A 24751-nucleotide genomic window follows, 5' to 3' on the forward strand; every position below is an offset into this window, starting at 1 on the left:
CTGTCTGGGCCATGAACTCGCTGCCCGTCGCTCCCGTGGTGGCGGTCCTCGGATTCGTCGCGGCGATCACCATCGGCCGGTGGTTCCTGGTCGCCGACACCCTCAGCGACCAGCTCATCAATCGCGCACTGGCCTGGGATCTGGTCGGTCTGCTCATCTTCATCTGCGTCGGTCGGCTCGGTCGGGCTGATCTAGCGCTCGATCTGTTCACGATCTTCGGTGCGCTGGCGGTGGCGAATGTCTTCGGATTCGCACGATTGCTCGATGGCGGGGACGCGCGCACCGCGGTACGCCGGCAGCGCACCTACGACAGGACCGCCCTTGCGTCCGGATGTGTTGTGCTGGTCGGCATTGTGGTTTCGCACCTGGACTGGGGGCTGACCATTTGGTCGCTGACCACGGTGCCGACCGCCTTGTCCGGCATGCTGATGACGCGGGCCTGCGTGCGAGAGTTGCGCGCCGCCGGCCTCACCGTGCAGGAGCGACTGACCTACGGCGCACTGCTGATCGTCGCCGTGTATGCCGCGATCTCGACAGTGGTCTCGCTCGTGCGGATGACCAACGGAACTCGACCAGATGAGCAGGGGTTGATCTGGTCTATCGGAACCTACGCGACATTGTTCCTGCTCACCGCCCTGATCGCGATCCCGCTGTGGAATGCGTTGCTGGCTCGGGCGGAACTGGACCGGGCCGGGCGCCGCTGTCGCCGACTGCGTCCGCTGTGGCAGGCGCTCACGGATGCTGTACCCGAGGTAGTGCTGGCCCGGCCGAGCGGCGGTTCCGCGTCGCGGCTATATCGGATGACGGTCGAAATCCGGGATGCGCTGGTGCGATTGCGGCCGTACGCACCGGATGCCGAGGCGCACACCGATATTCGCGAATACGCGCGGTGTATCGCGCATGCCGTGCAGGCAAAAGCTGCTGGTGAGTCCCCGGCGATGTCCTCCGGCCGCGCTACTCCAGCCCTACGCGATCGAACCGATGAACTCAGGTACCTGCTGGACATGGCCGCGGAATGGCCGAAGGCCCACGCACTGGTGCGCCTCGATCTCCGGCGCGCTGAAGCTATTTCGCCGCATTGGCGAAGGCGGGCTCCAGCTTGTTCAGCAGATAGGGCACCGATAGCGCGGTCGGCTGGTTAACAGCGCTGATCTCCTGCACCGTGAGGAAGACCACCGAACCCTTCTGCACCGCGGGCAGATCGGCGTATCCGGGCAACTGTCGGTACTTGTCGTCCATACCGGGGGAGTAGCCCGCGAGCAGCAGATCGGCGGTGAGCTCGTCGACCCGCTCCGGGGACAGCGCCAGCCGGCCCTGATTCGACGGCCGGTCGGTGAGGTTCTTCGGAATGGTCAGTCCGAGCTGGGTGAAGATCTTGCTCGACCCGTCGTTCGGATCGGTCAGCACCATCAGCTGGGCCGGGCTCGCCAACCAGGTGCTCGCGAAGGTCTTGCCCTTCAGGCCCGGATTGGCCTGGCCGATGGATTCCACCTTCTTGTCCACATCGGTGATCACCCGCGTCGCGTCGTCTTCCCTGTGCAGTACCTTGCCGAGCGCGGTCACCAGGTCCTGCCACGGTTGGATCGACGACGAGGTGAGTGCGGGCAGCGTCGGGGCGACCTTGGACAGCTCGTCGTAGGTCTTCTGGTCGGCCAGGAATCCGTCCACCAGAATCAGATCCGGCTCCAGCGCCGCGACCTGTTCGGCGATATTGCCGCTGGTATTCAAGGCCTTCGCCGATTCGAGCGACTTCGGCTCCCACGCCGGCGTGCTCTTGGATACCGAGGCGACATTGTCGACATAGCCGACCGGGGTGACGCCGAGCGCCAGCGTCGAATCCAGCCACTGATTCCCCAGCGTGACAATCTTTTTCGGGGTGCCCTGCACCGTTGTCGTGCCGCGGGCGTGGTTGATGGTGACGGGTGCGCCACCGTCGGATTCCGCGTCATCGCTCGACGACCCGCAGGCGGCGATACCCAGGGTCAGCGCACCGGCCAGCACGGCAACCGCCGCCCGCTTCCAGCCACGAGACGTCCGAACAGGCTCCATCGTCACCCTCTCCTTCATCGAGGAATTCCCCGACTCGGCTCCCTTCGAGCCCGCAATAGCAAAGGCCAGCCTAACCTACATTGCTCACGGCGCTCTCCCTGACTTGCCGATCGCTGTCATGTCATTTGTTGTGAACCTATTGAACGTGCCGCTATCTAGCGGTACGTTAAATGACGTCAATAATGATCCTCTCGTCCGGGAGGCATCGACGTCGAACCCGTGAGCACACGGGTCTTCGCACGACTGACGCATACCGAATTGAGGTTAGTTCCGATGAACCAAAAGAGTTCCGCCCGACGCGTCCGCCCCATGGTCGCCCGCATCGCCATCACCTCCGTGCTTGCCCTGGCCCCGATCGCCGCGGTCGCGGGCCCGGCGCTCGCCGATACGACCGACACCCAGGGCCCGGCGATCGTGCAGGTGGACCAGGCTGACGACATCCACGGTCACGGCGGCTGGGGTCATGGTGGCTGGGGCGGCCACGGTGGCTGGGGCGGCAACGGCGGCTGGGGCGGTCACGGCGGCTGGGGCCAGCACAGCTACCCCGGCTACCCCAGCTACCCCGGCTACTTGTTCGGCTGGCCCGGCTACTTCCCCCGCCCCTCCACCGGCAGCGCCTTCTGACCCGCTCGCCTCGGCGGCGAACCCTATTCGCTCGCGAGCGTTTCTCCGCGAATGAAGCCCGGCGTAGGGGCCGGGCTTCATGGGAGGCGATTGTCAGAGGGTGATGCGCTGGTTTTCCGGGAGGAAGAGTTTGTCGCCTTCCTTGACTGCGAAGGTGTTGTAGAACTGGGCGATATTGCGCACGATCTGGTTGCAGCGGAATTCGTTGGGGGCGTGGACATCCTGGAGCAGGCTGATGGTGGATTCCTCGGTCTGCTTTTCGCGCCAGCTGCGCGCGTGGGAGAAGAACATCTGCTGGTAGTCGGGGTCGATGCCCTCGCGTTTGGCGGCGATGCGGTAGGCCTCGACGGCGATTTGCAGGCCGCGCAGGTCGGCGAGGTTTTCGCCCACGGTGAGCGCGCCGTCGACGTGGTATTTGGGATCGAGGCCCTCAGGGACCAGCACGTCGAATTGGTCGATCAGCTGTTTGGTCTTCGCCTCGAATGCGGCCAAGTCTTCGGGCGTCCACCAGTCGCTGCGGTTACCGCTGGCGTCGTATTTGCGGCCCTGGTCGTCGAAGCCGTGGCCGATTTCGTGGCCGATGGTCGCACCGACGGCACCGTAATTGACCGCGGTCGTCGCGTCCTTGTCGAAGAACGGGGGCTGCAGATAGGCGGCCGGGAAGGTGATCTGGTTGCTGGTGGGTGAGTAGTAGGCATTGACGGTCTGCGGCGACATACCCCATTCGGACTTGTCGACCGGAGTGCCGAGCCGGTTGAACGCCTTCTTGGATTCGAAAGCATTGACGGCGCGCAGGGATTCGATCAGCTTGCCCCTGGTGATCTTCAGCGCGGAGTAGTCGTCCCACTTATCCGGATATCCGATCCTGGCCTCGATCTTGTCCAGCTTGACGATCGAAGCATCCCTGGTCGGCTTGGACATCCAGGTCGAATTGGTGAAGTTCTCCCGGTAGGCGGCCATGAGGTCGGCCACCATCTCCTTGGCCCGATCCTTGGCAGTCGGCGGAAAGTACTTGTCCACATACAGTTTGCCGAGTTGGTCACCGAGATTGTCGTTGACGACCCCGACACCGGACTTCCAGGTCTCGGGCCGCTCCTCGATTCCGCTGAGCACCTTGCCGACGAATTCGAACCGCGCGTCGCGAATCGCCTTGGGCAGGAATCGGGCGAACTCCGCAATCACATTGACCCGCAGGAACTCTCGCCACAACGCGATATCGGTGTCGGCCCATAGTTGCGCGGCGGCGGTCACGAACGACGGCTGCGCCACCACGAGCTTGTCGAACAGCGAGCGCGGCCGATCGGTATTGCCCGCCATCCACGGATCCCAATCGAATTGCGGTCCGAGCGCGACCAGATCATGCCAGCTCATCACGTTGTAGGTGGCATCGGTATTGCGATTGCGCACGCTGTCCCAATGCGCCGCCGCGATCTTGGTCTCCAGATCGAGCATGCGCTGCGCGATCCCCGCCGGATCGGCGAGGCCCGCGCCCGCGGACATCTTCTCGAGGTAGGTCTTGTAGCCCGCGAGCTGTTTGGCGTATTCCGGCTTGCGGTAGTACTGCTCGCTCAGCGTGATACCCGACTGACTGACGGTGGGGATGTAGGCGTTGGAGTCCTTGCGATCGATGCCGACTCCGATGCCGATCAGCCCGGCGATCGGCAGCTCCGCCATCACCTTGGCCAGATCCGGTTTGGTCGCCGCGCCGTCGATCTTGGCGAACAGATCGGTCAGCGGTGTCAGGCCGAGCGTTTCGAAGGCGGCCTCATCCAGGCGCGCGTCGTAGAGATCGCGAATCTGCTGCGCCTCCGAACCCGGCTTCGGATCCTTGATGCCCTCGATGATCTCGCGCAGCTGATCCAGTGTCCGGTCGCTCGCATCGCTGATCGCGCCGACCGCGGCCTTATCCGGCGGCAGCTGGTACTCCCGCAGCCACTTGCCGTTGACATGCCGGTACAGATCGTCCTGCGGACGGATCGGCTCGTCCGCGCCGCCCATATCGACCCCGGTGAGCCGCACCGGCTGCTCATCCTTCGAGCAGGAGACGAGAGCGACGGCCGCGGGCACCACCCCGAGCGCGACCAGGAAGGCACGACGGTCCATTCGACCGAGACGACCGGTTGATGTCACGAGGATTTCCTCTCCCGATGCGGTCCCGGCCGCATCCTCGTCAGGCGCGATAGTGCTGGCCCGAGGCTACCCGCCTCCGGCGTTGCCAGCCCGTCGGATCAGAGCGAGACTCGCTGGTCCTGGGCCAGGTACAGCTTGTCGCTCGGTTCGACGGCGAAGGTGGTGTAGAACTCGTCGATATTGCGGACCACCTGGTTGCAGCGGAACTCGTTGGGTGCGTGCGGATCCATGGCCAGTCGCAATTCCATATGCTGCTTCGTCGATTTCTCCCGCCAGATCCGGGCCCATGACAAGAACAGCGTGCGGTTGTCCGGGTTGCCCTTGCCGTCGCGTTTATCGGCGATGCCGAGGGCGGCCAGGGCGATACCGAGACCGCGCAGATCCGCGAGATTCTCCCCGACCGTGAGCGCGCCGTCGACGTGCCTGCTCGGGTCGAGACCCGTCGGGACCAGCGCGTTGTACTGCTCGATGAGCTGCTCGGTCTTGGCATCGAATGCGGCCCGGTCCGCAGGGGTCCACCAGTCGCGCAGATTGCCGTCACCGTCGTAGCGTGAACCCTGATCGTCGAACCCGTGTCCGATCTCATGACCGATAACCGCTCCGATCGCGCCGTAATTGACCGCGGTCGCAGCATCCGAGTCGAAGAATGGCGGCTGCAGAATAGCGGCCGGAAACGTGATCGAATTGGCATTCGGGTTGTACATGGCATTCACGAGCTGCGGCGGCATTCGCCATTCGGACTTGTCGACCGGGGTGCCCAGGCGCGCGAAACCGCGCTTGGTTTCGAAACGCTGTGCGGCGCGGACGGATTCGATCAACTTGCCGCGCGTGATCGTCAATCCCGAGTAGTCGATCCAGTTGTCCGGATAGCCGATCTTGGTGACGATCTTGTCGAGTTTCGCGATGGCGGCCTGTCTGGTCGGTGGCGACATCCAGGTCGAATCGGTGAAGTCGGCCCGGTAGGCGGATATGAGATCGGCGACCATCGCCAGAGCGCGCCCTTTGGCCGCGGGCGGAAAGTATTTGCGCACATAGAGTTTCCCGAGCTGCTGGCTCAGGTTCTCATTCACGGTGGCGATGCCGTCCTTCCACAGTTCCGGACGCTCCTGCGACCCTTGCAGCACCTTGCCGACGAAATCGAATTCGGCATCGGCAATGGCCTTGGGTAGCAGTGCCGCGAACTGTTTGACCACCGCCATGCGCAGATACTCCCGCCAGGCCGCGATATCGACCTCGGCCCAGAGCTCTCCGGTCGTCGTCACGAACGACGGCTGACCGACTACCACGCGATCGAACAGTGCGCGCGGTCGGTCGGTATTGCCCGCCAGCCACGGCTCCCAATCGAATTGCGGTGCGAGCGCGGTCAATTGGGCCCAGCTCATCGGGTTATAGACAGCATCGGGATTGCGCAGCCGAACATCGTCCCAGTAACCGGCGGCGATCTTGGTCTCCAGCTCGAATACCCGCTGGGCGGTGCCCGCCGGATCGGGAAAGCCCGCGCTCGCAGCGACTCGTTGCAGATAGGTTTGATAGGCGGCACGCTGCTCGGCGTATTCGGGCTTGCGGTAATACTTCTCGCCCATATTCGGGTCGATACCGGACTGGGCGATGTTCGCGATGTATTCGGCCGAGTTCTTCTCATCGACCCCGACGGACAAACCCATGAGCCCGCCTATCGGCAGCCCGCCCATCACCTTCGCAAGATCCGGTTTGGTCGCCGCGCCGTCGATCGCCGCGAACAGATCCGCCAGCGGGGTCACGCCGAGCCGCTCGATTTCGGCCAGATCGACGCGGGCGTCGTAGAGATCGTGGATCTGCTGCTCGGCGGTCCCGGCCGTCGGCTCGTGGATGCCATCGATGATCTCGCGCAGCTGCTGTTCCACCCGGTCGCCGACTTCGTCGAAGGTGGTGTAGGACGGCTTATCCGGCGGCAGCTGATAATCGCGCAGCCAGCCGCCGTTGACGAATCGGAAAAGATCGTCCTGCGGGCGAACCGCCGGGTCCTCGCCCCGCATATCGGCCCCGGTGAGTTGCACCGACTGCTCCCGGGCGCAGGAGACCAGCGCCGTGGTGGTCGGAATCACCCCCAGCGCGACCAGGAAGGTGCGACGACCGAGCCGGGCGGAACGCGCGGACGAACTCAAAAGGGACCCCCATATTCAGCGAGATGCGGAATGTGCAAAGTTCATCTGGTGATCTTGCTCGTCTCGAGGGTAGTAACGGGACAGCCCGCGAGCACTTATCCGCGCGGGTTTCACAGCGGAAGTTCAGGCTGCGCTCGCGGGACCCTGATTTGGGTCCGACCTGGCATTCACCTACACTGAACCGGTTGCCTGCGGGAGCTGTGCCCGCAATCCGGCCGCGAACCCCCAGTGGTTGATCCATCCGATCGAGAAAACCGCTGGCAGGCGCGCGTTCGGGTGGTGACACGACCATGCCCGTCGGGTCGGCAATCCGGCGTGCGTATACATCCAGGTCAAGGAGGCTGAAGTGATTCAGCAGGAGTCGCGACTGCGCGTCGCCGACAACACGGGTGCGAAGGAAATCCTCTGCATCCGCGTTCTCGGTGGTTCGTCGCGTCGCTATGCCGGCATCGGCGACATCATCGTCGCCACCGTCAAGGACGCTGTCCCTGGCGGCAACGTCAAGAAGGGCGAGGTCGTCAAGGCCGTCGTCGTGCGCACCGTCAAGGAGCGTCGTCGCCCGGACGGTTCGTACATCAAGTTCGACGAGAACGCGGCCGTGCTGATCAAGGCGGACAACGACCCGCGTGGCACTCGTATCTTCGGCCCGGTCGGCCGCGAGCTGCGCGAGAAGAAGTTCATGAAGATCGTTTCGCTGGCTCCGGAGGTGCTCTGACATGAAGGTGCACAAGGGCGACACGGTGCTGGTCATCTCGGGTAAGGACAAGGGCGCCAAGGGCAAGGTCATCCAGGCCTACCCGAAGGAGAACCGGGTCCTGGTCGAGGGCGTGAACCGCATCAGGAAGCACGTTGCCAACTCCACCAACCAGCGTGGTGCCTCCTCGGGCGGCATCGTGACCCAGGAAGCTCCGATCCACGTGTCCAACGTGATGGTCGTCGACTCCGACGGCAAGCCGACCCGCGTCGGCTACCGGACGGACGAGGAGAGCGGCAAGCGGGTCCGGATCTCCCGTAAGAACGGGAAGGACATCTGACATGACCACCTCCGAAAAGACTCAGCCCCGTCTGAAGGCGCGCTACCGTGCCGAGATCAAGGACGCGCTGAACAGCGAGTTCAACTACGCCAACGTGATGCAGATTCCGGGCGTGGTCAAGGTCGTCGTGAACATGGGTGTCGGTGACGCTGCGCGCGACGCCAAGCTCATCAACGGTGCGGTCCGGGATCTGGAACTGATCACCGGTCAGAAGCCCGAGATCCGCAAGGCCACCAAGTCGATCGCGCAGTTCAAGCTGCGTGAGGGCATGCCGATCGGCGCGAAGGTCACCCTGCGCGGCGACCGCATGTGGGAGTTCCTGGACCGCCTGGTCTCCATCGCGCTGCCGCGTATCCGCGACTTCCGCGGTCTGTCGCCGAAGCAGTTCGACGGCAACGGCAACTACACGTTCGGCCTGAGCGAGCAGTCGATGTTCCACGAGATCGACGTGGACTCCATCGACCGCCCGCGCGGTATGGATATCACCGTGGTGACCACCGCGACCAACAACGAAGAAGGCCGTGCCCTGCTCAAGCACCTCGGCTTCCCGTTCAAGGAGAACTGACGATGGCCAAGAAAGCACTGCGAATCAAGGCCGAGGCCAAGCCGAAGTTCGGCGTTCGCGCCTACACCCGCTGCCAGCGCTGCGGTCGCCCGCACGCGGTGTACCGCAAGTTCGGCCTTTGCCGCGTGTGCCTGCGCGAAATGGCGCACCGCGGTGAGCTCCCGGGCGTGCACAAGAGCTCCTGGTGAGCCCGCGCTCCTCGTGAGCGCCCAGCACTGAATACCAACCGAAGGCACGGACTCACCCGAGTCCGTGCCTTCGGCTGTTTCCTTGTGCTCTCACCGAGCGTCCAGGTACGGCGGGCTTGGAAAGTATGCGGCGATTTGTCGAGCCGGCGACCGAACCGGATTCAGCGAGCGTGCGGCGTGGCGGTGGTTATTTCGCGGCGTGAGCGGAGGTCGAGTTTGGCCAGGATGTTCGACACGTGGGACTGGATTGTCCGGCGGGACAGGTACATTTGGGCGGCGATATCCGCATTGGACAGGCCCTCGGACACCTGTGCGGCGACTTTGCGTTCAGTGTCGGTGAGGGCGGCCCAACCAGATTTAGGGCGGTTGCGTGGGCCGCGGGCGCCGCGGCGGATTCCGTATGGTCGCACCCGGGCCACCGCGCGAGCGGAGTCCCAGGATGCGCCTAGGCCGGAATACAGTTCGACCGCCGCGTCCAGGGCGGTGCGGGACTCGGGTCCGCGCCCTGCTGCGGCCAGTAGGACGGCGGCGTTTTCGTGCGCTTGGGCCTCGAACAGTGGGCGGCCCGATTGTTGAAAGGCGCTCGCTGCGGCGAGGAGACGCTCAGGATCGGAGTCCGCGAGGCCGCGGCACAGCAGGGCCGTTCCGGTTCGTGATGCGGTCGACTGTCGGCTCAGCAGCAGATCGGCGCTCGCCGCCACCGATCGGGCCGCGTGCGCGTCACCGGTCTCCGCGGCCAAGCGCGCGATATCCGGGAAGATGTAATGCAGTGTGGCGGAGGCCAATCCGTCGGCGAGTCGGTTGTGCGTTTCGACGAGTAGTCGCAGTGCCAGGTCGGGGCGGCCGCGCGCCTCGGCAGTCAACGCCTTGACCCACGGATGGAAATGCGCGTATCCGATATTTGCCGGGCGATTGTCCGGTGCGGGCAGGCCGTCGGGGTCCGGCAGGAAGGTGCCGCGGCGAATTCCGATGAGCGTCGCGACGGTGTGCGCGACCGTCGGATATCCGAGCACATCGGGCGTCTGCATACTCGCCGCGCATTCGGCCAGCGCATCGTCCCAGCGCCCGCCCACCAGATACATCCGCGCCTTGGCGACCAGGTTCGAGGTCAGATAGACGCCGCGGAATCGGCGGTTGCGACCGATGGCCGTTTTCAGTATCTCCTCGGCGTCGCCCAGCCGATCGAGTTCGATCAAGCAGTGGGCGTAGAGCGCGTATGGATCGAATTGGTCGGGCCCGGTCCCGTCTTCGAAGAGGGCCGGGATACGCGCGCTCAGATCCAGCGCCTCATCGAGATGGCCCTGGGTATAGCGCACCCCGCCCACCGCCGTGAGTCCGTATCCGGTGGCCAGCGGGTTCCCGGTGCTCTCGCCCAGCGCCACGGCCTGCCGACCGGCCTGCTCGGCCGCAGCGAACCGCTCGAGGAAGAAATTGCCGAGTCCGGACATGCCGAGAAACCGGGCGGCGTTCTCGGCGTCGAGCTGCCTGGTGGACAGCACCTCCTCGGCCACTGCGACCGCATCGGCCAATCGGGCCTGGGCTTGATAGATCTGGGCGAGCAGCCAGCGCAGTTCGATATCGTCGCCGTCCTGCGGTTGGGTGAGCAGCGCCTCACGCACCACCGATTCGGCCTCGGCGACGCTCCCCTCCCAGAGCAAGGCGTGAATTCTCAGGCGGATCAATACTGAACGCATTGCCGGATCGAGATCCGGCGTCGCGGCAACCCGGCTCAACAATTGCTTCGCCAGTTCGGGCGCGCGAACGATCAGCTTGTCGGCGATACCGATCAGCCAACCGATGCTGGCCCGGTCCAATTCGCGGTCGGCGACCGATAAGTAATAGGCAACCCGCTCGATCGGCGCATCGGTCGACTGGAGCGCTTGTCCGGCTTGCTGGAGCAGGTCCGACCGCAATGAAGCAGGCAGCCGATCCGCCAGCGCATGCCGGATCAGATCGTGTCGAAACGCCAACTCGGAGTCGACGCGGACGAGCAGCCCGCCATCCAGCGCTTCCGTCACGGCGCTCCAGGCATCCAGGATTGGGATCTTCAACACCACCGCCAGGTCCGCGACATCAATGGTCGGACCGAGGGCCGCGGCCATCGGCAGCACATCCCGGGTCGGACGGGATAGGAAGTCCAGTCGCTGCGTAATCGCTTCGGCCAAGGACGCGGACGTGTTCGCGACGACAGCGCTTGCGGGATCGGCTGTGTCGGCGAACACCTTGATCGCCCCGTCTCGCACCAAAGCGGCCACCAATTCCGTGACATGCAGCGGATTCCCACTGGCCTCGGCCACCTTTTCCAGCAACCGAGGTCCCGGTTCGGCACCGACCAGATGGCGTACCAGTTGCGCGGCATCCGTGGCGGGTAGAGCGCCGAGCCGCAGCACCGAGGCGTGCCGTGCCATGAGTTCGGCCGATAGTGCGGCGAAGTCCGGATCGCGCGGCAGCGGCCGGGCCGCGAGCACCAGCAGCAGCGGCAGCTCGTCGACGAGCGCGCAGAGTCGGTGCAGCAGGGTCAGGCTCGACCGATCCGCCCAATGCGCATCGTCCATGACCAGCGCAGTCGGGCCCGCCGCGCACCAGGTGTCGATCTGGTCCACGATCGCCTCGGCAATGGCGAGTTCATGGGTGGCTGCCACATCGCCCGCGCGATTTCCGCTGCGCAGCGCGTCGATCGGGGCGGTGGTGCCGGTGTCGTCCAGCCACGAGCACGCCGCGGCGAACGGCACGCCCTGACGCAACTCCTCGGCAGCACCGATACGGATATGAAGGCCCGCTGCCGCCAATGGATTTCGCGCCGCTTCCAGCAGTGCCGATTTGCCGATTCCCGGCTCGCCCTCGATCAAAACGACGCACCCGTTACCGGCGACCACGCGCCGTCCGAGTGTCGCTAGAGTTGCCATTTCGGCTTCGCGACCCACGAACGCGGTCGCGAGGGATTCCTGCACGCGGGTGAGTGTAAGGGGCCGGACCCGGATTTTGTCCTGGTAGCGACCTTGCCTACACTAGACCGGTTGCTTGGGCACTTCTGTGTCCGCATGTCCTTGATGCGATGCTGCATCGACGTGTGGACGGCCCGCGCACCGAGAGCTCATATGAGAACTCAATCCGGTCGGCAAGTGTCGGCCGGACCGCCGAATTGCTATAGGCCCACGGCTGGCGTGCCGATGTGTACGCCGGTGTTGTATGGGAACCGTAGCGAGAAAGGTGTCAAGGTCGAACTATGACCATGACTGATCCGATCGCAGACTTCCTGACGCGTCTGCGCAACGCCAACTCGGCGTACCACGATCAGGTGAAGGCTCCGCACTCGAAGCTCAAGGCGAATATCGCCGAGATTCTCAAGCGCGAGGGTTACATCGCCGACTACCGGACCGAGGACGCGCCCGTGGGTAAGACCCTGGTCGTCGACCTCAAGTACGGCCAGAGCCGTGAGCGCAGCCTGCAGGGTCTGCGCCGCGTGTCGAAGCCGGGTCTGCGTGTGTACGCGAAGTCCACCAACCTGCCCAAGGTCCTGGGCGGCCTCGGCGTGGCGATCATCTCCACGTCGACCGGTCTGCTCACCGATCGTCAGGCGGCCAAGCAGGGCGTGGGCGGCGAAGTCCTCGCCTACGTCTGGTAAGGGAGGTAGGACAAATGTCGCGTATTGGTAAGAAGCCCATCGCTATTCCTGCCGGTGTCGAGGTCGCCATCGACGGCCAGAGCGTGGCGGTGAAGGGTCCCAAGGGCACCCTGACCCACGTTGTCGCCGAGCCGATCACCGTCACCAAGGGTGAGGACGGCCAGCTCGAGGTTGTCCGCCCGGATGACCAGCGCCAGAACCGCTCGCTACACGGCCTGACCCGTACCCTGGTCGCCAACATGATCGAGGGCGTCACCAAGGGTTACGAGAAGAAGATGGAAATCTTCGGCGTCGGTTACCGTGTGGCGGCCAAGGGCTCCAATCTGGAGTTCGCCCTCGGCTACTCGCACCCGGTGCCGATCGAGGCCCCGGAGGGCATCACCTTCGCGGTGGAATCGCCCACCAAGTTCTCCGTGTCCGGTATCGACAAGCAGAAGGTCGGCCAGATCTCCGCTGTCATCCACGGACTGCGTAAGCCCGATCCCTACAAGGGCAAGGGCATCCGCTACGCCGGCGAGGTCGTTCGCCGCAAGGTCGGAAAGACGGGTAAGTGATCATGGCGCAAACCGAAAATCAGAAGGCCAAGCGCATTCCGCGTGGCAAGGACGTGTCGACGACGCGTCGTCTGTCGAAGACCCGCCGTCACTTCCGTCTGCGCAAGAAGGTCGTCGGCACCACCGTGCGTCCGCGTCTGGTGGTCAACCGCTCCTCGCGTCACTTGCACGCACAGCTCATCGACGACTCGAACGGCAAGACCATTGCCGCCGCGTCCTCGATCGAGGCCGATGTGCGCGCACTGGATGGCGACAAGTCGGCCAAGGGCAAGAAGGTCGGTCAGTTGATCGCCGAGCGTGCCAAGGCCGCGGGCATCGAGGCCGTCGTGTTCGACCGTGGTGGTCACGACTACCACGGCCGCATCGCGGCGCTCGCCGATGCCGCTCGCGAAGGTGGGTTGAAGTTCTGATGACTGCAAACAATTACGGAAGGAACGTCTGATGCCGGGACGTCAGAGGCGTGACGGCGGCAACGGACCCGCCGGACAGCAGAACGGTGCCGCCGGTGGCGGCGACAGCCGGGACGGCCGCGGCGGTGGCCGCGATCGTCGTGGCGGTGGTGACCGTCGTGACCAGCAGGCCGACAAGAACCAGCTCGAGCGCGTCGTCGCGATCAACCGCGTCTCCAAGGTCGTGAAGGGTGGTCGTCGCTTCAGCTTCACCGCCCTGGTGATCGTCGGTGACGGCAACGGTCTGGTCGGCGTCGGCTACGGCAAGGCCAAGGAAGTTCCCGCGGCCATCCAGAAGGGTGTCGAGGAGGCTCGCAAGGGCTTCTTCCGCGTTCCGATGATCGGCTCGACCATCACCCACCCGGTGCAGGGTGAGGCGGCGGCCGGTGTGGTCATGCTGCGTCCGGCCTCGCCCGGTACCGGTGTGATCGCCGGTGGTGCGGCGCGTGCGGTGCTGGAATGCGCTGGTATCCATGACATTCTGGCGAAGTCGCTGGGTAGCGACAACGCCATCAACGTCGTGCACGCGACGGTTGCGGCACTCAAGATGCTGCAGCGTCCGGAAGAGGTCGCGGCCCGTCGTGGTCTGCCCCTCGAGGATGTTGCCCCCGCGGGCATGCTGCGCGCACGCGCTCAGGCAGCGGGAGGTGGCAGGTAATGGCAGATCTCAAAGTTACTCAGATCAAGTCGTCGATCGGCGCCAAGGCGAACCAGCGGGAGAGCCTTCGTACGCTCGGCCTGCGCAAGATCCGCCAGACCGTGGTTCGTGAGGACAACCCTCAGAACCGTGGGCTGATCAACGTCGTGCGCCACCTCGTAACAGTTGAGGAGGTCTGACATGACCATCAAGTTGCATCACCTGCGTCCGGCTCCCGGCGCCAAGACCGAGAAGACCCGCGTGGGTCGCGGTGAGGGCTCCAAGGGCAAGACCGCGGGCCGCGGTACCAAGGGCACCAAGGCTCGCAAGAACGTCCCGGCCGCCTTCGAGGGTGGGCAGATGCCGATTCACATGCGGCTGCCCAAGCTCAAGGGCTTCACGAACCGGTTCCGCGTGGAATACCAGGTCGTGAATGTCGGCTCGATCGCCAAGCTGTTCCCCGAGGGCGGCGCGGTCGGCAAGGCGGAGCTGGTGGCTGCCGGCGCGGTTCGCAAGAACCAGCTGGTCAAGGTTCTCGGCGATGGCGAGATCGGCGTCGCGGTCCAGGTGACCGTCGACAAGGTGACCGGCGCCGCCAAGGAGAAGATCACCGCGGCCGGTGGCACTGTCACCGAGCTGGGCTGACGGTACTCTGACACTAAGTGGCACCGGACGAGTGAAGGCTCGTCCGGTGCCACTGTTAGAGTTCAATTGTTGTCTGCCAAAGCCTCGTCATGGGTTATTTCCATGGCATGACCATGTCGTTCGCCAGGAGGATCTGTGCTTTCCGCCTTCGTATCGGCCTTCCGGACTCCGGACTTACGGCGGAAGATTCTCTTCACGCTGGGGTTGATCGCGCTGTACCGCTTGGGTGCGTCGCTGCCGTCCCCCGGTGTCGATTACAAGAGCGTCCAGGAATGTATAGACCTGGTCTCCGGCGGTGATTCCGCCGGTATCTATCAGTTGATCAACCTGTTCTCCGGTGGTGCGCTGCTGCAGTTGTCGGTCTTCGCGATCGGCATCATGCCCTACATCACCGCGAGCATCATCATCCAGCTGCTCACCGTCGTCATCCCGCGCTTCGAGGAACTGCGCAAAGAAGGCCAATCGGGCCAGAACAAGATGACGCAGTACACCCGCTACCTCTCGATCGCGCTGGCGATCCTGCAGGCCACCGGTCTGGTCGCGCTTGCGGCCCGCGGCCAGCTACTGCAGGGCTGCCAGAAGGACATCCTGGCCGACACCAGCATCTTCGGCATGGTGATCATCGTGCTGGTGATGACCGCCGGTGCCGCACTGGTCATGTGGTTCGGCGAGCAGATCACCGAGCGCGGCATCGGCAACGGCATGTCACTGCTGATCTTCGGTGGTATCGCCGCACGCATCCCGAACGAGGGCAACAACATTCTGCAGAACCGCGGTGGACTGGTCTTCGGTCTGGTCTGTGTCGCCGCGTTCGCCATTGTCACCGCGGTCATCTTCGTCGAGCAGGGCCAGCGCCGAATTCCGGTGCAGTACGCCAAGCGTGTGGTCGGCCGCAAGATGTACGGCGGTTCCTCGACCTATCTGCCGCTGAAGGTCAACCAGGCCGGTGTCATTCCGGTGATCTTCGCGTCCTCACTGTTGTACCTGCCGAACCTGGTCGCGCAACTGACCTCCTCGAAGGCCGCCACCGATAAGAGTTGGTGGCAGGAGATCATCCAGAAATACCTGGTGAACCCGGGCAACCCCGTTTACATCGCGATCTACTTCGGTTTGATCGTGTTTTTCACCTACTTCTATGTCGCGATCACCTTCAACCCGGAGGAACGCGCGGACGAGATGAAGAAGTTCGGTGGGTTCATTCCGGGATATCGTCCCGGTCGGCCCACCGCCGACTACCTCAATTTCGTATTGAGCCGCATCACCCTCCCCGGCTCGATCTACCTCGGTCTCGTAGCCGTCCTGCCGAACCTTTTCCTCGATATCGGCGCGTCCGGTGGCACCCAGAACCTTCCGTTCGGTGGCACCTCGGTGCTGATCATGGTGAGTGTCGGCTTGGACACCGTGAAGCAGATCGAAAGCCAGCTGATGAATCGAAATTACGAAGGGTTCCTCAAGTGAGACTTGTACTGCTCGGACCGCCGGGAGCCGGCAAGGGTACCCAGGCCGATCTCCTGTCGGACAAGCTGGGCGTCCCGCACATCTCCACCGGGGACCTGTTCCGCACCAATATCTCCGCCCAGACGCCGCTGGGTCGGGAGGCGCAGAAGTACATCGACGCGGGCGATCTGGTGCCGAGCGATGTGACCAACCGCATGGTCGAGGCTCGGGTCGCCGAGCCGGATGCCGCGAACGGCTTTGTGCTGGACGGCTACCCGCGCACTGTCGATCAGGCCGACGCGCTGGAGAAGATCCTCGCGGATATGGATAAGAAGCTCGACGCGGTGCTCTGTTTCGTCGTGCCCGAGGACACCGTGGTCGCCCGGATGATGGCACGCGGTCGCAAGGACGACAACGAGGATGTGATCCGCAACCGGCTCCGGGTGTACCGCGAGGAGACCGAGCCGCTGCTGGAGCATTATGACGGTCTGGTCGTCTCGGTCGACGGTGTCGGTGAGATCGACGAGGTCAACGCACGCGCACTGCGCGCCCTGGGACACTGAGGCCGGATGGTCTTCAACCGCAAGAAGAAGGTCGTGCCGTTCCGGACGGCAGGCGAACTGGATGCGATGGCGGCGGCTGGCGCGATTGTCGGCCGCGCGCTCGTCGCGGTGCGCAAGGCGGCCGAGCCCGGTGTTTCCACGCTGGAGCTGGACGAGATCGCCGAGCAGGTGATCCGCGATGCGGGCGCTGTGCCATCGTTCAAGGGTTATCACGGCTTTCCGGGTTCGATCTGCGCATCGGTGAACGACCGTGTGGTGCATGGGATTCCGACATCGTCGGAAATTCTGAGCGAAGGTGATCTGGTCTCGATCGACTGTGGCGCGATTCTCGAAGGCTGGCACGGTGATTCGGCCTGGACCTTCGGTGTCGGCACGATCATCGAGGCCGATCAGCTGCTCAGCGATGCCACCAAGATGTCGATGGAGGCGGGGATCGCGGCCATGCTGCCCGGCAATCGGTTGACCGATGTCTCCCATGCCATCGAGATGGGGACGCGCGCGGCCGAAAAGCAGCACGGCCGGGCCTACGGCATCGTCGACGGATACGGTGGGCACGCCATCGGCCGGGAGATGCATATGGATCCGTTCCTGGCCAACGAGGGTGCGCCGGGTAAGGGGCCGAAACTCGTTGTCGGATCGGTGCTCGCGATCGAGCCGATGCTGACGTTGGGCACTACGCAGACGAAGGTGCTCGACGACGACTGGACCGTGGTGACGCTGGACGGTAGTCGGGCCGCGCACTGGGAACATTCGGTTGCGGTTACCGAGGATGGGCCGCGGATTCTTACGGTGCGTCCGGACTAAGAGCGGTATACCGCACATTCCTGCCCCGGTAGCGTTGGTGGTATGAAGCTTTGACGTGTCGCGGAGCGGTCACCTGTCCGACACACCGAGATCGGTGACGTGGCGCGGCGAGGAACCGAGTCGCACCGACGCCCGCAGGTCGTAAATGTCTGGTACTCAACGGCTTCGGACACAATGCGTCCGCCGCATGACCTGACATTACCCAGCTCGCGCTGGATCGGTGACGTCGTTCCTTGCACCCGCGCTCGTGCGTCTTACCGCACTTCGGGGGTCATCCTGGGGACTCGACCGCAACCACTGTGGCGATTATTTCTCCTCCGATTCGTACTGAACTCCGGCGATGGAAGAAGCGTATGGCCGACGGAGGGGTGCTCACCCGAGTAGGTAGCTACTCGAATTCCCTTGTGGGATTGCGTAGTTCCGCGGCGAACAGCGGTCGTTCGATGGGCGCTTCAGGAGCGGCGATAGAGGTCTGTGCACAGCTCAGGGGCGGTGCTGCGGGGTTCGCGACGTGTCGAGTAGGTAGCGGCTTCCGCTAGACGACGCGTCCCGGCTCAATTCGGCTGCGGTGCTGGGTATCCGGGCGGCGTACGGCGCGGATGACGTCGGTGCGGATGGGCAGGTCGAATTCGCCCGCCGCGGTCTCTGGCCTGCCACGCAGGTAGTCGGAGATTCGTTCGAGCAGCTCGTTGCGTGCCTGTGCGGGGATGACCAGCGTGTGCGAATGCGTTCCGATTGTCGCGGTGAGGGATTCGGCGGTGCGGCGCTGGCGGTGTGGAAAGTCGGCCCGCTCGAAGTTCTCGAACAACGGATGTTCGGGCAGTCGCGCGGGCAGCAGCTCCTGCGGCGGTAAGGACGCGGCCGACCGAGTTACCTTGTGCAACTCCGCAACCCATTCGACGCCGAGGTCATCCTCATTCCACAGCGCGGCGAAGACTCCGTTCTCACGCAGTACCCGCGCGATCTCCGGAAATGCTCGCTCCTTGTCGAACCAGTGGAATGCCTGCCCGGCCACTACCGCGTCCACCGAGCCGTCGGCTAATGGAATCGCCTCTGCCGCACCGGCCGACGCGATCACCTCGGGAAAGCGACGGGCCAGTTCGGCGCGCATCGCGGCATCGGGTTCGACGGCGATCACTTCCGCGCCGACGGCGAGCAGCCCCTCGGTGAGTTTGCCGGTGCCCGCGCCCAAATCGAGGACGACCGGTGTCTTGGTGTCAACCGGCCCCAACGCCCAGCGAATGCTTTCGGTGGGATAGTCGGGGCGATGCTCCGCATATGCCGCGGCATGTGCGCCGAATGAGGAGGCGCGCTCGGCCCGGAGTTGGGCCCGATTCGTTGGTTCGTCAGCAGATTGCGCGAAGTCCGACACGCGACGACGGTACCGCGACCGCCCTCGCCGACGCGGGCCATTTACTGCGCGGATGCTGGGAAATTGGTGGGAGCCAAGGGTGCCAGTTAGCGGACGAGCGCACGATTGATCGCTAGTCGTCGCAACGCCGTGCGCAACCCGCGACGTCCCGGCCTCCGGTCGGTGTCGACGACTGTGGACGAATCGATGCCCTTGAACCTATGTTCGGATGCGGTTTCGGGTGCGTCGTCCGAGGTGGCGATCAGGAGGCTGTCGGGCAGCGCCAGTTTGTGGATGGTACGCAGCGTCAGCAGATATTGGTGCAGTAGTGGACCGGTGGTGTACGGCAGGTCGTACTTGTCGCACAGTGCCCGCACGCGCAGGGCGATCTCGGCGTAGCGGTTGCTCGGTAGGTCGGGGAACAGGTGGTGTTCGATCTGGTAGCAGAGGTTGCCGCTGAGGAAGGCCAGCACCCGGCCCGCGTCGAAATTGGCCGTGCCGAGCATCTGGCGCAGATACCACTCCGGTTTGGTCTCGTGTTCCAGGACGGTCGCCGCGAATTTCTCTGCGCCGTCGGGGAAATGCCCGCAGAAGATCACCAGATAGGCCCATAGGTTACGCAGGACATTGGCGCTGGTGTCCGCGGCCAAGGTGCGCCGCCAGTGTCGCCCGCTGAACGCGGGGAACACCAGGTAGTCCTTGCCGGCTTGCCTGGCGATCTTGCCGAGGAGCGCTCTTGTCTGCATCGCCTGCTGGGCCGGGGTCGCCGCGCGCAGGCGTTCGGAGTCGAGACCGTGCAGCGCGATACCCCACTCGAAGCCGGCCGCCAGCACCAGGTTCAGCAACGGCTGCAGCAGATTCCCTGGGCGCCAACGGTCATCGCGGGTCACGCGTATGACACCGAATCCGATGTCCTCGTCCATGCCGAGCACATTCGTGAAGACGTGATGGCGATAGTTGTGCGAATAACGCCATTGCGATGACAGCCCCGCCATATCCCATTCCCAACTGCTGGAATGGATTTCCGGGTCGTTCATCCAATCCCATTGGCCGTGGCAGACATTGTGGCCGATCTCCATGTTCTCGATGCTCTTCGCTACAGCCAAGCCGGCAGTCCCGAGGATCCAACCGGTTCGCTTGCGACTGAGACCGATGATCAGTCGCGACGCGGCGTCGAGTGCACGCTGGAAGACGATCGTGCGGCGGATGTAGGCGGCGTCCCGCGCACCGCGCTGATCGGTGATATCGCGGCGAATCGCATCCAGCTCATCGCCGAATGCCTCGATATCGGCCGCGCTCAGATGCGCGTAGGCAGCGACCTGTGTGATTGCCATTCGTCATGCCCCTGATTCGGTCAGCGTTTGAACATGTCTCTCAGCGAATTCGAGAAGCGGTCGACCATGCCGTGGGGAGGTTTGCCACCAATATCGGTTCGACGCCGACTGTCTTCGTTCGGTCTGGCGAACAGCTTCCGCAAGCTTGCGCGAACCACCCGAACCCGCTGCGCGATCTTGTCTACGATCGTCATCGCAATGTTCCTGTCTCGGGATTGCGCGGTGTCGGTCTCGGACAGCCCAAACCGGCTGACCAGCCGCTATACGATTCGGTATATCCACAGCTTAGGCCCTATCTACGCCGGCTGTCTACGGCGTAGGCTTACATCGTTAACAGTTGTGCTGTTTATCGAGAGGTGCTGAATGGGATGAACGGAATCAGGGAAGGACCCATCGGTTCCCCCAAGAATCCGGAAGGTCGCGCGCACCGCGCCAACGGGGGGAATCCGCCATTGACCAGGGCCGTGATGCTGGCGGCCGCGCTCGAGATCATCGACCGCGATAGCGTCGACCGGCTATCTATGCGACGTCTCGGCGCAGCCCTCGGCCGGGACCCCATGGTGCTCTACCGGCATGCCGCGAATAAGGCGGCGCTCCTCGACGGTGTCGCCGAGATCGTTTTCGAGCAGCTGACCGTCGACACCACCGACCGCGACTGGCGCCACCAACTGCGCAGTATCGCGCGGAACTTCCGCCGTCTAGCGGTCGAGCACCCGAATGTCGTTCCGTTGCTGGTAACTCACCCGCTGGCCACCCCGCTCGGGCGCCGACCGGCAGGCACACTGCGTCCGCTCGAGGACATCCTCATGCTGCTCACCCGCGCCGAATTCACCGGCACCGATGCGCTGCACATCTATCGTGCGCTGTTCGGCTTTCTCTACGGCCACATTCTCAATGAGCGACAGGAACTCGTCGAACGCCCCGAAGAGACAACCGACCTGCTGCGCCTGGGCTTGTACCGCCTGCCGATCGGCGAATTCCCACTGCTGCGCAGCCTCGCCACCGACTTGGCCGCCTACGACGGCGTCGCCGAACTCGAACAGGGCCTGGACATTCTGCTCACCGGCCTCGCCGCCACCATGACCCGGTCGCCACGCGGCCGAGAGAGGAGCGTCGACCATGACGCACCAATTGACCCGAACCGAATCGGGTAGACACCCGCCGAATCCTCGTCCGCTGCGACAGGAACTCGAATTCACAATGGACGCAACCGGTTCGGTCGACGGAGTGTGGCGTCCGCGCGGCAATGACCTGGTGGCCGAACTGCCGGAACTGCTCACCGCGGTTGCGACCCGACTCGGCCCGATCCATCGAGTGATCTATCACCTCGACGAATGGGCCGCAGCACCAAGGAAACTCGCCAGTGGCGGGCGCCTGGTGCGGCTCGACGGCTACCGGCACAAGGCCCGGCATACGCTCAGTATTCTCGGCGTCAGTGGTGCTCAGCTCACGCTAGCGGTGGTTACCCCTGCTGACATTGAAACGATTGCGGCACAGCAACGTTGGGACTCCGAAGGCGGGGCGGGGGCCTGAGTGGCCAACGATCATTGCCGGTGGCCCGGCAGCGTCGCCGCGAGTCCGGTGAGCAGAATATCGAGACCTCGTTCGAGTTCGGTGGCGCCGTCATAGGCCGCCAGCACCGGGGCGAGCTCGCGCAGCAATGGGAATTTCGCGATGGGCAGCCGATGCAGCCCGAGGCGCAGCACCTCGTCGGTTTCCTCGGGATGCTCCACGATCTCCTGCAACTCGTTGAGCACGTGACCGTAGAGAAAGCCGAACAGTGCACGGTAGATGTGCAGGGCATCCGCACCGGAAAACCCGGCGCGAGTGAGCAGCGCGAGGATGTCCTCGAGCGGACGGACCACCGCCTGGGGGCGCAGCCCCAACGGAGTCGCCAACGGCCGGGTCACCAGCAGTGGTACCGCCTTCGGGTGGGCCAGTGCCAAGCGTCGGAAATCGCGTGCGACCACTCGCAATTGAGCGGCCCAGTCCGCGGCGAAGGCATCGACCGACAACTGCGCGAAGACGACCTCGGCGACGCCGTCGAGCACCGCGGCTTTATTGGCCACATGCCGGTAGACCACCATCGGATCCCGGCCTACCGCCTCGGCCAGCCGCCGCATCGAGAGCCCGTCGACCCCGTCCCGATCGACGATCTCGAGCGCCGCGTGCAGCACCGTCGCCCTGGTCACCGGACCGCGGCTCCGTCCTGCGGTGGCCGGGGCGGGCCGCCCGGATCGGGAGTTCGTGTGAGCGGTCGGTGGTTCGGTCATTTCGAAGCATTCTCCAGTCCTCAGCATCTTCGCTGTAGGTCAGTATCGTAGACCTACAGCGTTGACATTACGGCATAACCGGCGTCTACTGGAAGCATCAACAGATCTGAGGATCTGCGTCATCGTCGTCGTCACCGGATTGGTGCTCATGCTCGCGGGCACCAGCGGCCACCCATCCGCGGTCGCCGCCACTGCTACTGACCGTCCAGACGGCACGCGGGCACCGTCGCGCATTCCCGCGATACCCATCAATCGACGGGCACTACAGCCGAAAACAGGAGCACCATCATGTCACCGAAAAAGATCCGCTCACCGGCCGCTCGACATCGCGTCCCGCCGGAGTACACGCCTCGATTGAGACTGAAGCCGAAGACCGAACGCGACGGATATATCGATGGCGCCTGGTGGCCCCGATCCGGCGAACTCACCGCCGAACTGCCAGATCTGCTGGCGGTCCTATCGGTGGGGCTCGGACCGGTCTGGCGGGTCGTCTACGACCCCGCGTGCTGGTCACGCGCACCCCAGCAAATGACCGTCGACAACCGCACGGTCCGGCTCGATCCCTATCGCTTCGAGCGGTGGAACACGATGTTCGTCTTCGGCCGCGACAGCGGCTTGATCGTGCTCCGCGTAATCCCGTCGGCCACCGCCGAGGACACCGCGCATGCGGCCCTGATGGCTGCCGTCAAACCCGAACCGGCGACCCTGGCCGCCAGTGGAATCGAGACCAGATCATGACTCACATCAAGGCGCACCGCCCGATAACCAATCACCGGGACATGACCGGAAACATCGGCCCGCCGCTACGCAACCTGCAACCGTTCCGGACACCCACCCGCACGCCACGCCTGCTACTGCGCACAAGCGGCTCCCGTTCGGGACAGGTCGACGGTGCATGGTGGCCGTGGACGGCTAACCTCACCGCCGAACTGCACGATCTGATCAGCGTCCTCACCCCACGCCTCGGCTCGACCGTGCGAATCGGCTTCGCCTGGAACGCGGTCAATCTCGCCCAACGCCGTATCGACCACGACGACGGCATCCGACTCTACGGGCCGGGCGCTGCCCAATCACAGGATGTCATGCATCTGGCAGGCGTCGGCGGAACTCATCTGGCCCTGCTGGTTATCCCCGCCGACACCCCGCCCGATCAAGCGAACAGTCTGATGCGGTCGGCGTCACGAACCGAGACGCCGCACCACCTCGGCACCCGGTCTGAGACCCAATAGCACTGGGGCACTGTCGATTACAGTCCGGCGTGTGAGAACAGTCCAGGCGAGCCGATGGCCTGTTGCGGTACCGGCTCGGCGGATTCGTTGCGATGTCCGCAATCTCGCACGACCCGCTCGAATAGAGCTAGGTAGGCATCGATCATGCGATCAGCTGTGAACCGTTCGAAGACGTCGTCCCGGCAGGCGGAACGGTCGAGCCGGCCGATATCCGATACGGCCGCGACCGCACCCGCGACATCGGCGACGAGGAATCCGGTGCGACCGTGGCGGACTATCTCCGGCATCGAGCCCAATGGTGTTGCGATGACCGGTGTCCCGGTGGCCATGGCTTCCACGACCGACAAACCGAACGGCTCGGCGAAACCGATCAAATGCAATAGTGCGCGGGCACCCCCGAGTAGCGCGTCCCGCTCTGCCGGACCGACCGGACCGAGGTAGGTCACATCGGTGCCGGTGAGGTGCGGTTCGACCGCCGAGCGGAAGTATTCCTCGTCTTGGATCACACCTGCGATCTTCAATGGCAGTCCGGCCTGCCGCGCCACCTCGATCGCCAGGTGCGTCCCTTTATCCGGATGAATTCTGCCCAGAAAGAGCAAATATTCGCCGTGCTCCGGCCGAAATGTGAACTGAGTGAGATCGATACCATGATGAATAGTCGCGGCATAGCGCAGATCCGGGTCGCGATCGGCATCGGTGATCGCCACAAAGTGGGCGATGTCACCGAATTCTCGATAAACCGGAACGATTTTCGGCGAGGCGAAGCCGTGAATCGTCGTCACCATCGGTGTGGATACCAGCCTGCTGTAAGTCAGCGGCATGAAGTCGAAATGGTTGGCGAGTATGTCGAATTCCCCGGCCCGCGCGAATGCCGCCGAATTATGCAGCGCTTCGAAGACTTTCGCATCCGCATCGACCGTCTCCTCGTATCCCGACGGTACGGCGGAGACCAGCCGTGCCGAGGTCGCGGAGTCCGCCGTTGCGAACAGTGTGACATCGTGCCCACGCGCGACAAACCCCTCGGCCAGCGTCGAGGCAATTTGCTCCCACGGGCCATAGTTTTTCGGAGGTGTACGGTGTGCGACCGACGCGATAACGCCGATTCTCATATAATCC

The 24751-nt window shown here is 64.2% G+C and carries 27 protein-coding genes; 19 read left to right on the forward strand and 8 right to left on the reverse strand.

Translation table 11 applies throughout. The features are described from left to right. The first annotated feature begins 11 nt into the window (after nt 1-11). Nucleotides 12-1142, forward strand: coding sequence for an MAB_1171c family putative transporter (locus ACIBI6_RS20840; protein WP_396957408.1), 1131 nt, complete (start codon nt 12-14; stop codon nt 1140-1142). On the opposite strand, the gene ACIBI6_RS20845 is transcribed toward ACIBI6_RS20840, so the two are convergent. Continuing rightward, nucleotides 1066-2049 (reverse strand): ABC transporter substrate-binding protein, encoded by a 984-nt coding sequence (locus ACIBI6_RS20845; protein WP_396957409.1) that lies wholly within the window; start codon nt 2047-2049, stop codon nt 1066-1068. The two genes, ACIBI6_RS20840 and ACIBI6_RS20845, sit on opposite strands and share 77 nt — an antisense overlap. Nucleotides 2050-2322: 273 nt before the next feature. On the opposite strand from ACIBI6_RS20845, the gene ACIBI6_RS20850 reads away from it, so the two are divergent. Beyond that, nucleotides 2323-2673 carry a hypothetical protein gene (locus tag ACIBI6_RS20850; RefSeq protein WP_364355458.1) on the forward strand — a complete coding sequence of 117 codons (351 nt, stop codon included), beginning with the start codon at nt 2323-2325 and terminating at the stop codon, nt 2671-2673. Nucleotides 2674-2766: 93 nt separating this feature from the next. Here ACIBI6_RS20850 and ACIBI6_RS20855 read toward each other — a convergent pair whose 3' ends face one another. Next, nucleotides 2767-4803, reverse strand: a complete 2037-nt coding sequence (locus ACIBI6_RS20855; protein ID WP_396957410.1) for a M13 family metallopeptidase — start codon at nt 4801-4803, stop codon at nt 2767-2769. Nucleotides 4804-4901: 98 nt separating this feature from the next. Then, a complete protein-coding gene (locus ACIBI6_RS20860) occupies nt 4902-6947 on the reverse strand; it encodes a M13 family metallopeptidase (protein ID WP_396957411.1) in 2046 nt (681 codons plus the stop codon). Nucleotides 6948-7293: 346 nt separating this feature from the next. Between ACIBI6_RS20860 and rplN the strand changes: the two genes are divergently transcribed. From rplN to ACIBI6_RS20880, 4 genes are read left to right on the forward strand one after another with little or no spacing between them, the layout of a single operon-like run. Next, entirely contained in the window at nt 7294-7662 is a 369-nt protein-coding gene (rplN, locus tag ACIBI6_RS20865; RefSeq protein ID WP_040686591.1) for a 50S ribosomal protein L14, read from the forward strand. 1 nt (nt 7663) lies between these two features. Then, entirely contained in the window at nt 7664-7981 is a 318-nt protein-coding gene (rplX, locus tag ACIBI6_RS20870) for a 50S ribosomal protein L24 (protein ID WP_396957412.1), read from the forward strand. 1 nt (nt 7982) lies between these two features. Continuing rightward, nucleotides 7983-8546 (forward strand): 50S ribosomal protein L5, encoded by a 564-nt coding sequence (gene rplE, locus ACIBI6_RS20875; protein WP_062983164.1) that lies wholly within the window; start codon nt 7983-7985, stop codon nt 8544-8546. A 2-nt stretch (nt 8547-8548) separates the two neighbouring features. Then, nucleotides 8549-8734 (forward strand): type Z 30S ribosomal protein S14, encoded by a 186-nt coding sequence (locus ACIBI6_RS20880; protein ID WP_188829844.1) that lies wholly within the window; start codon nt 8549-8551, stop codon nt 8732-8734. A gap of 161 nt (nt 8735-8895) precedes the next feature. On the opposite strand, the gene ACIBI6_RS20885 is transcribed toward ACIBI6_RS20880, so the two are convergent. After that, nucleotides 8896-11685: an ATP-binding protein gene (locus ACIBI6_RS20885; RefSeq protein ID WP_396957413.1), complete on the reverse strand. Its 2790-nt coding sequence runs from the start codon at nt 11683-11685 to the stop codon at nt 8896-8898. 275 nt (nt 11686-11960) lie between these two features. On the opposite strand from ACIBI6_RS20885, the gene rpsH reads away from it, so the two are divergent. The 9 genes from rpsH (at nt 11961) to map (ending at nt 17448) form a co-directional block, all read left to right on the forward strand. Further along, nucleotides 11961-12359, forward strand: coding sequence for a 30S ribosomal protein S8 (gene rpsH / locus ACIBI6_RS20890; protein WP_327095437.1), 399 nt, complete (start codon nt 11961-11963; stop codon nt 12357-12359). Nucleotides 12360-12373: 14 nt separating this feature from the next. Then, nucleotides 12374-12913: a 50S ribosomal protein L6 gene (rplF, locus tag ACIBI6_RS20895; RefSeq protein ID WP_364355442.1), complete on the forward strand. Its 540-nt coding sequence runs from the start codon at nt 12374-12376 to the stop codon at nt 12911-12913. 2 nt (nt 12914-12915) lie between these two features. Then, entirely contained in the window at nt 12916-13323 is a 408-nt protein-coding gene (rplR, locus tag ACIBI6_RS20900; protein ID WP_364355439.1) for a 50S ribosomal protein L18, read from the forward strand. A gap of 31 nt (nt 13324-13354) precedes the next feature. Further along, complete coding sequence (gene rpsE / locus ACIBI6_RS20905; protein ID WP_364355436.1) at nt 13355-14020, forward strand: 30S ribosomal protein S5; 666 nt, start codon at nt 13355-13357, stop codon at nt 14018-14020. Continuing rightward, the gene (gene rpmD, locus ACIBI6_RS20910; protein WP_062983142.1) at nt 14020-14199 is read left to right on the forward strand and encodes a 50S ribosomal protein L30; all 180 of its coding nucleotides are present in this window, start codon (nt 14020-14022) and stop codon (nt 14197-14199) included. Before rpsE ends, rpmD begins: the two co-directional genes overlap by 1 nt. A 1-nt stretch (nt 14200) precedes the next feature. Next, nucleotides 14201-14644: a 50S ribosomal protein L15 gene (gene rplO / locus ACIBI6_RS20915; protein ID WP_062983140.1), complete on the forward strand. Its 444-nt coding sequence runs from the start codon at nt 14201-14203 to the stop codon at nt 14642-14644. A gap of 135 nt (nt 14645-14779) precedes the next feature. Then, nucleotides 14780-16102 carry a preprotein translocase subunit SecY gene (gene secY / locus ACIBI6_RS20920; RefSeq protein WP_364355431.1) on the forward strand — a complete coding sequence of 441 codons (1323 nt, stop codon included), beginning with the start codon at nt 14780-14782 and terminating at the stop codon, nt 16100-16102. After that, the gene (locus tag ACIBI6_RS20925; RefSeq protein WP_364355428.1) at nt 16099-16644 is read left to right on the forward strand and encodes an adenylate kinase; all 546 of its coding nucleotides are present in this window, start codon (nt 16099-16101) and stop codon (nt 16642-16644) included. Before secY ends, ACIBI6_RS20925 begins: the two co-directional genes overlap by 4 nt. Nucleotides 16645-16650: 6 nt before the next feature. Next, on the forward strand, nt 16651-17448 hold the full coding sequence (map, locus tag ACIBI6_RS20930) for a type I methionyl aminopeptidase (RefSeq protein WP_364355425.1): 798 nt from the start codon (nt 16651-16653) through the stop codon (nt 17446-17448). A gap of 535 nt (nt 17449-17983) precedes the next feature. Here the strand turns inward: map and ACIBI6_RS20935 are convergent. Then, nucleotides 17984-18820, reverse strand: a complete 837-nt coding sequence (locus ACIBI6_RS20935) for a class I SAM-dependent methyltransferase (RefSeq protein WP_396957414.1) — start codon at nt 18818-18820, stop codon at nt 17984-17986. An 86-nt stretch (nt 18821-18906) separates the two neighbouring features. Beyond that, complete coding sequence (locus tag ACIBI6_RS20940; RefSeq protein ID WP_396957415.1) at nt 18907-20133, reverse strand: fatty acid desaturase family protein; 1227 nt, start codon at nt 20131-20133, stop codon at nt 18907-18909. A gap of 368 nt (nt 20134-20501) precedes the next feature. Between ACIBI6_RS20940 and ACIBI6_RS20945 the strand changes: the two genes are divergently transcribed. Together ACIBI6_RS20945 and ACIBI6_RS20950 are read left to right on the forward strand one after the other, a co-directional pair. Then, nucleotides 20502-21287, forward strand: coding sequence for a TetR/AcrR family transcriptional regulator C-terminal domain-containing protein (locus ACIBI6_RS20945; protein ID WP_364355416.1), 786 nt, complete (start codon nt 20502-20504; stop codon nt 21285-21287). After that, nucleotides 21253-21666 (forward strand): DUF5994 family protein, encoded by a 414-nt coding sequence (locus ACIBI6_RS20950; RefSeq protein WP_364355413.1) that lies wholly within the window; start codon nt 21253-21255, stop codon nt 21664-21666. The genes ACIBI6_RS20945 and ACIBI6_RS20950 overlap by 35 nt, the downstream gene beginning before the upstream one ends. An 11-nt stretch (nt 21667-21677) precedes the next feature. Here ACIBI6_RS20950 and ACIBI6_RS20955 read toward each other — a convergent pair whose 3' ends face one another. Beyond that, nucleotides 21678-22406: a TetR/AcrR family transcriptional regulator C-terminal domain-containing protein gene (locus tag ACIBI6_RS20955; protein WP_364355411.1), complete on the reverse strand. Its 729-nt coding sequence runs from the start codon at nt 22404-22406 to the stop codon at nt 21678-21680. A 354-nt stretch (nt 22407-22760) separates the two neighbouring features. On the opposite strand from ACIBI6_RS20955, the gene ACIBI6_RS20960 reads away from it, so the two are divergent. Further along, a complete protein-coding gene (locus ACIBI6_RS20960) occupies nt 22761-23144 on the forward strand; it encodes a DUF5994 family protein (RefSeq protein WP_364355409.1) in 384 nt (127 codons plus the stop codon). After that, a complete protein-coding gene (locus ACIBI6_RS20965) occupies nt 23141-23635 on the forward strand; it encodes a DUF5994 family protein (RefSeq protein WP_396957416.1) in 495 nt (164 codons plus the stop codon). Before ACIBI6_RS20960 ends, ACIBI6_RS20965 begins: the two co-directional genes overlap by 4 nt. A gap of 17 nt (nt 23636-23652) precedes the next feature. On the opposite strand, the gene ACIBI6_RS20970 is transcribed toward ACIBI6_RS20965, so the two are convergent. Beyond that, nucleotides 23653-24744 (reverse strand): glycosyltransferase family 4 protein, encoded by a 1092-nt coding sequence (locus ACIBI6_RS20970; protein WP_364355403.1) that lies wholly within the window; start codon nt 24742-24744, stop codon nt 23653-23655. Nucleotides 24745-24751 lie beyond the last annotated feature (7 nt).

It is taken from the genome of Nocardia sp. NPDC050412 (assembly GCF_044458825.1).
In the GTDB taxonomy this organism is placed as follows: Bacteria; Actinomycetota; Actinomycetes; order Mycobacteriales; family Mycobacteriaceae; genus Nocardia.

Bases quoted from the DNA above. Each gene is read 5' to 3' on its own strand.
- rplX (WP_396957412.1), top strand. From the start codon at position 7,664: ATGAAGGTGCACAAGGGCGACACGGTGCTGGTCATCTCGGGTAAGGAC.
- ACIBI6_RS20955 (WP_364355411.1), bottom strand. From the start codon at position 22,406: ATGACCGAACCACCGACCGCTCACACGAACTCCCGATCCGGGCGGCCC.
- rpsE (WP_364355436.1), top strand. From the start codon at position 13,355: ATGCCGGGACGTCAGAGGCGTGACGGCGGCAACGGACCCGCCGGACAG.
- ACIBI6_RS20965 (WP_396957416.1), top strand. From the start codon at position 23,141: ATGACTCACATCAAGGCGCACCGCCCGATAACCAATCACCGGGACATG.
- ACIBI6_RS20850 (WP_364355458.1), top strand. From the start codon at position 2,323: ATGAACCAAAAGAGTTCCGCCCGACGCGTCCGCCCCATGGTCGCCCGC.
- ACIBI6_RS20970 (WP_364355403.1), bottom strand. From the start codon at position 24,744: ATGAGAATCGGCGTTATCGCGTCGGTCGCACACCGTACACCTCCGAAA.
- rpmD (WP_062983142.1), top strand. From the start codon at position 14,020: ATGGCAGATCTCAAAGTTACTCAGATCAAGTCGTCGATCGGCGCCAAG.
- map (WP_364355425.1), top strand. From the start codon at position 16,651: ATGGTCTTCAACCGCAAGAAGAAGGTCGTGCCGTTCCGGACGGCAGGC.
- ACIBI6_RS20840 (WP_396957408.1), top strand. From the start codon at position 12: ATGAACTCGCTGCCCGTCGCTCCCGTGGTGGCGGTCCTCGGATTCGTC.
- rplE (WP_062983164.1), top strand. From the start codon at position 7,983: ATGACCACCTCCGAAAAGACTCAGCCCCGTCTGAAGGCGCGCTACCGT.
- ACIBI6_RS20940 (WP_396957415.1), bottom strand. From the start codon at position 20,133: ATGGCAATCACACAGGTCGCTGCCTACGCGCATCTGAGCGCGGCCGAT.
- ACIBI6_RS20880 (WP_188829844.1), top strand. From the start codon at position 8,549: ATGGCCAAGAAAGCACTGCGAATCAAGGCCGAGGCCAAGCCGAAGTTC.
- rplO (WP_062983140.1), top strand. From the start codon at position 14,201: ATGACCATCAAGTTGCATCACCTGCGTCCGGCTCCCGGCGCCAAGACC.
- rplF (WP_364355442.1), top strand. From the start codon at position 12,374: ATGTCGCGTATTGGTAAGAAGCCCATCGCTATTCCTGCCGGTGTCGAG.
- rpsH (WP_327095437.1), top strand. From the start codon at position 11,961: ATGACCATGACTGATCCGATCGCAGACTTCCTGACGCGTCTGCGCAAC.
- ACIBI6_RS20945 (WP_364355416.1), top strand. From the start codon at position 20,502: ATGAACGGAATCAGGGAAGGACCCATCGGTTCCCCCAAGAATCCGGAA.
- rplR (WP_364355439.1), top strand. From the start codon at position 12,916: ATGGCGCAAACCGAAAATCAGAAGGCCAAGCGCATTCCGCGTGGCAAG.
- ACIBI6_RS20950 (WP_364355413.1), top strand. From the start codon at position 21,253: ATGACGCACCAATTGACCCGAACCGAATCGGGTAGACACCCGCCGAAT.
- ACIBI6_RS20845 (WP_396957409.1), bottom strand. From the start codon at position 2,049: ATGGAGCCTGTTCGGACGTCTCGTGGCTGGAAGCGGGCGGCGGTTGCC.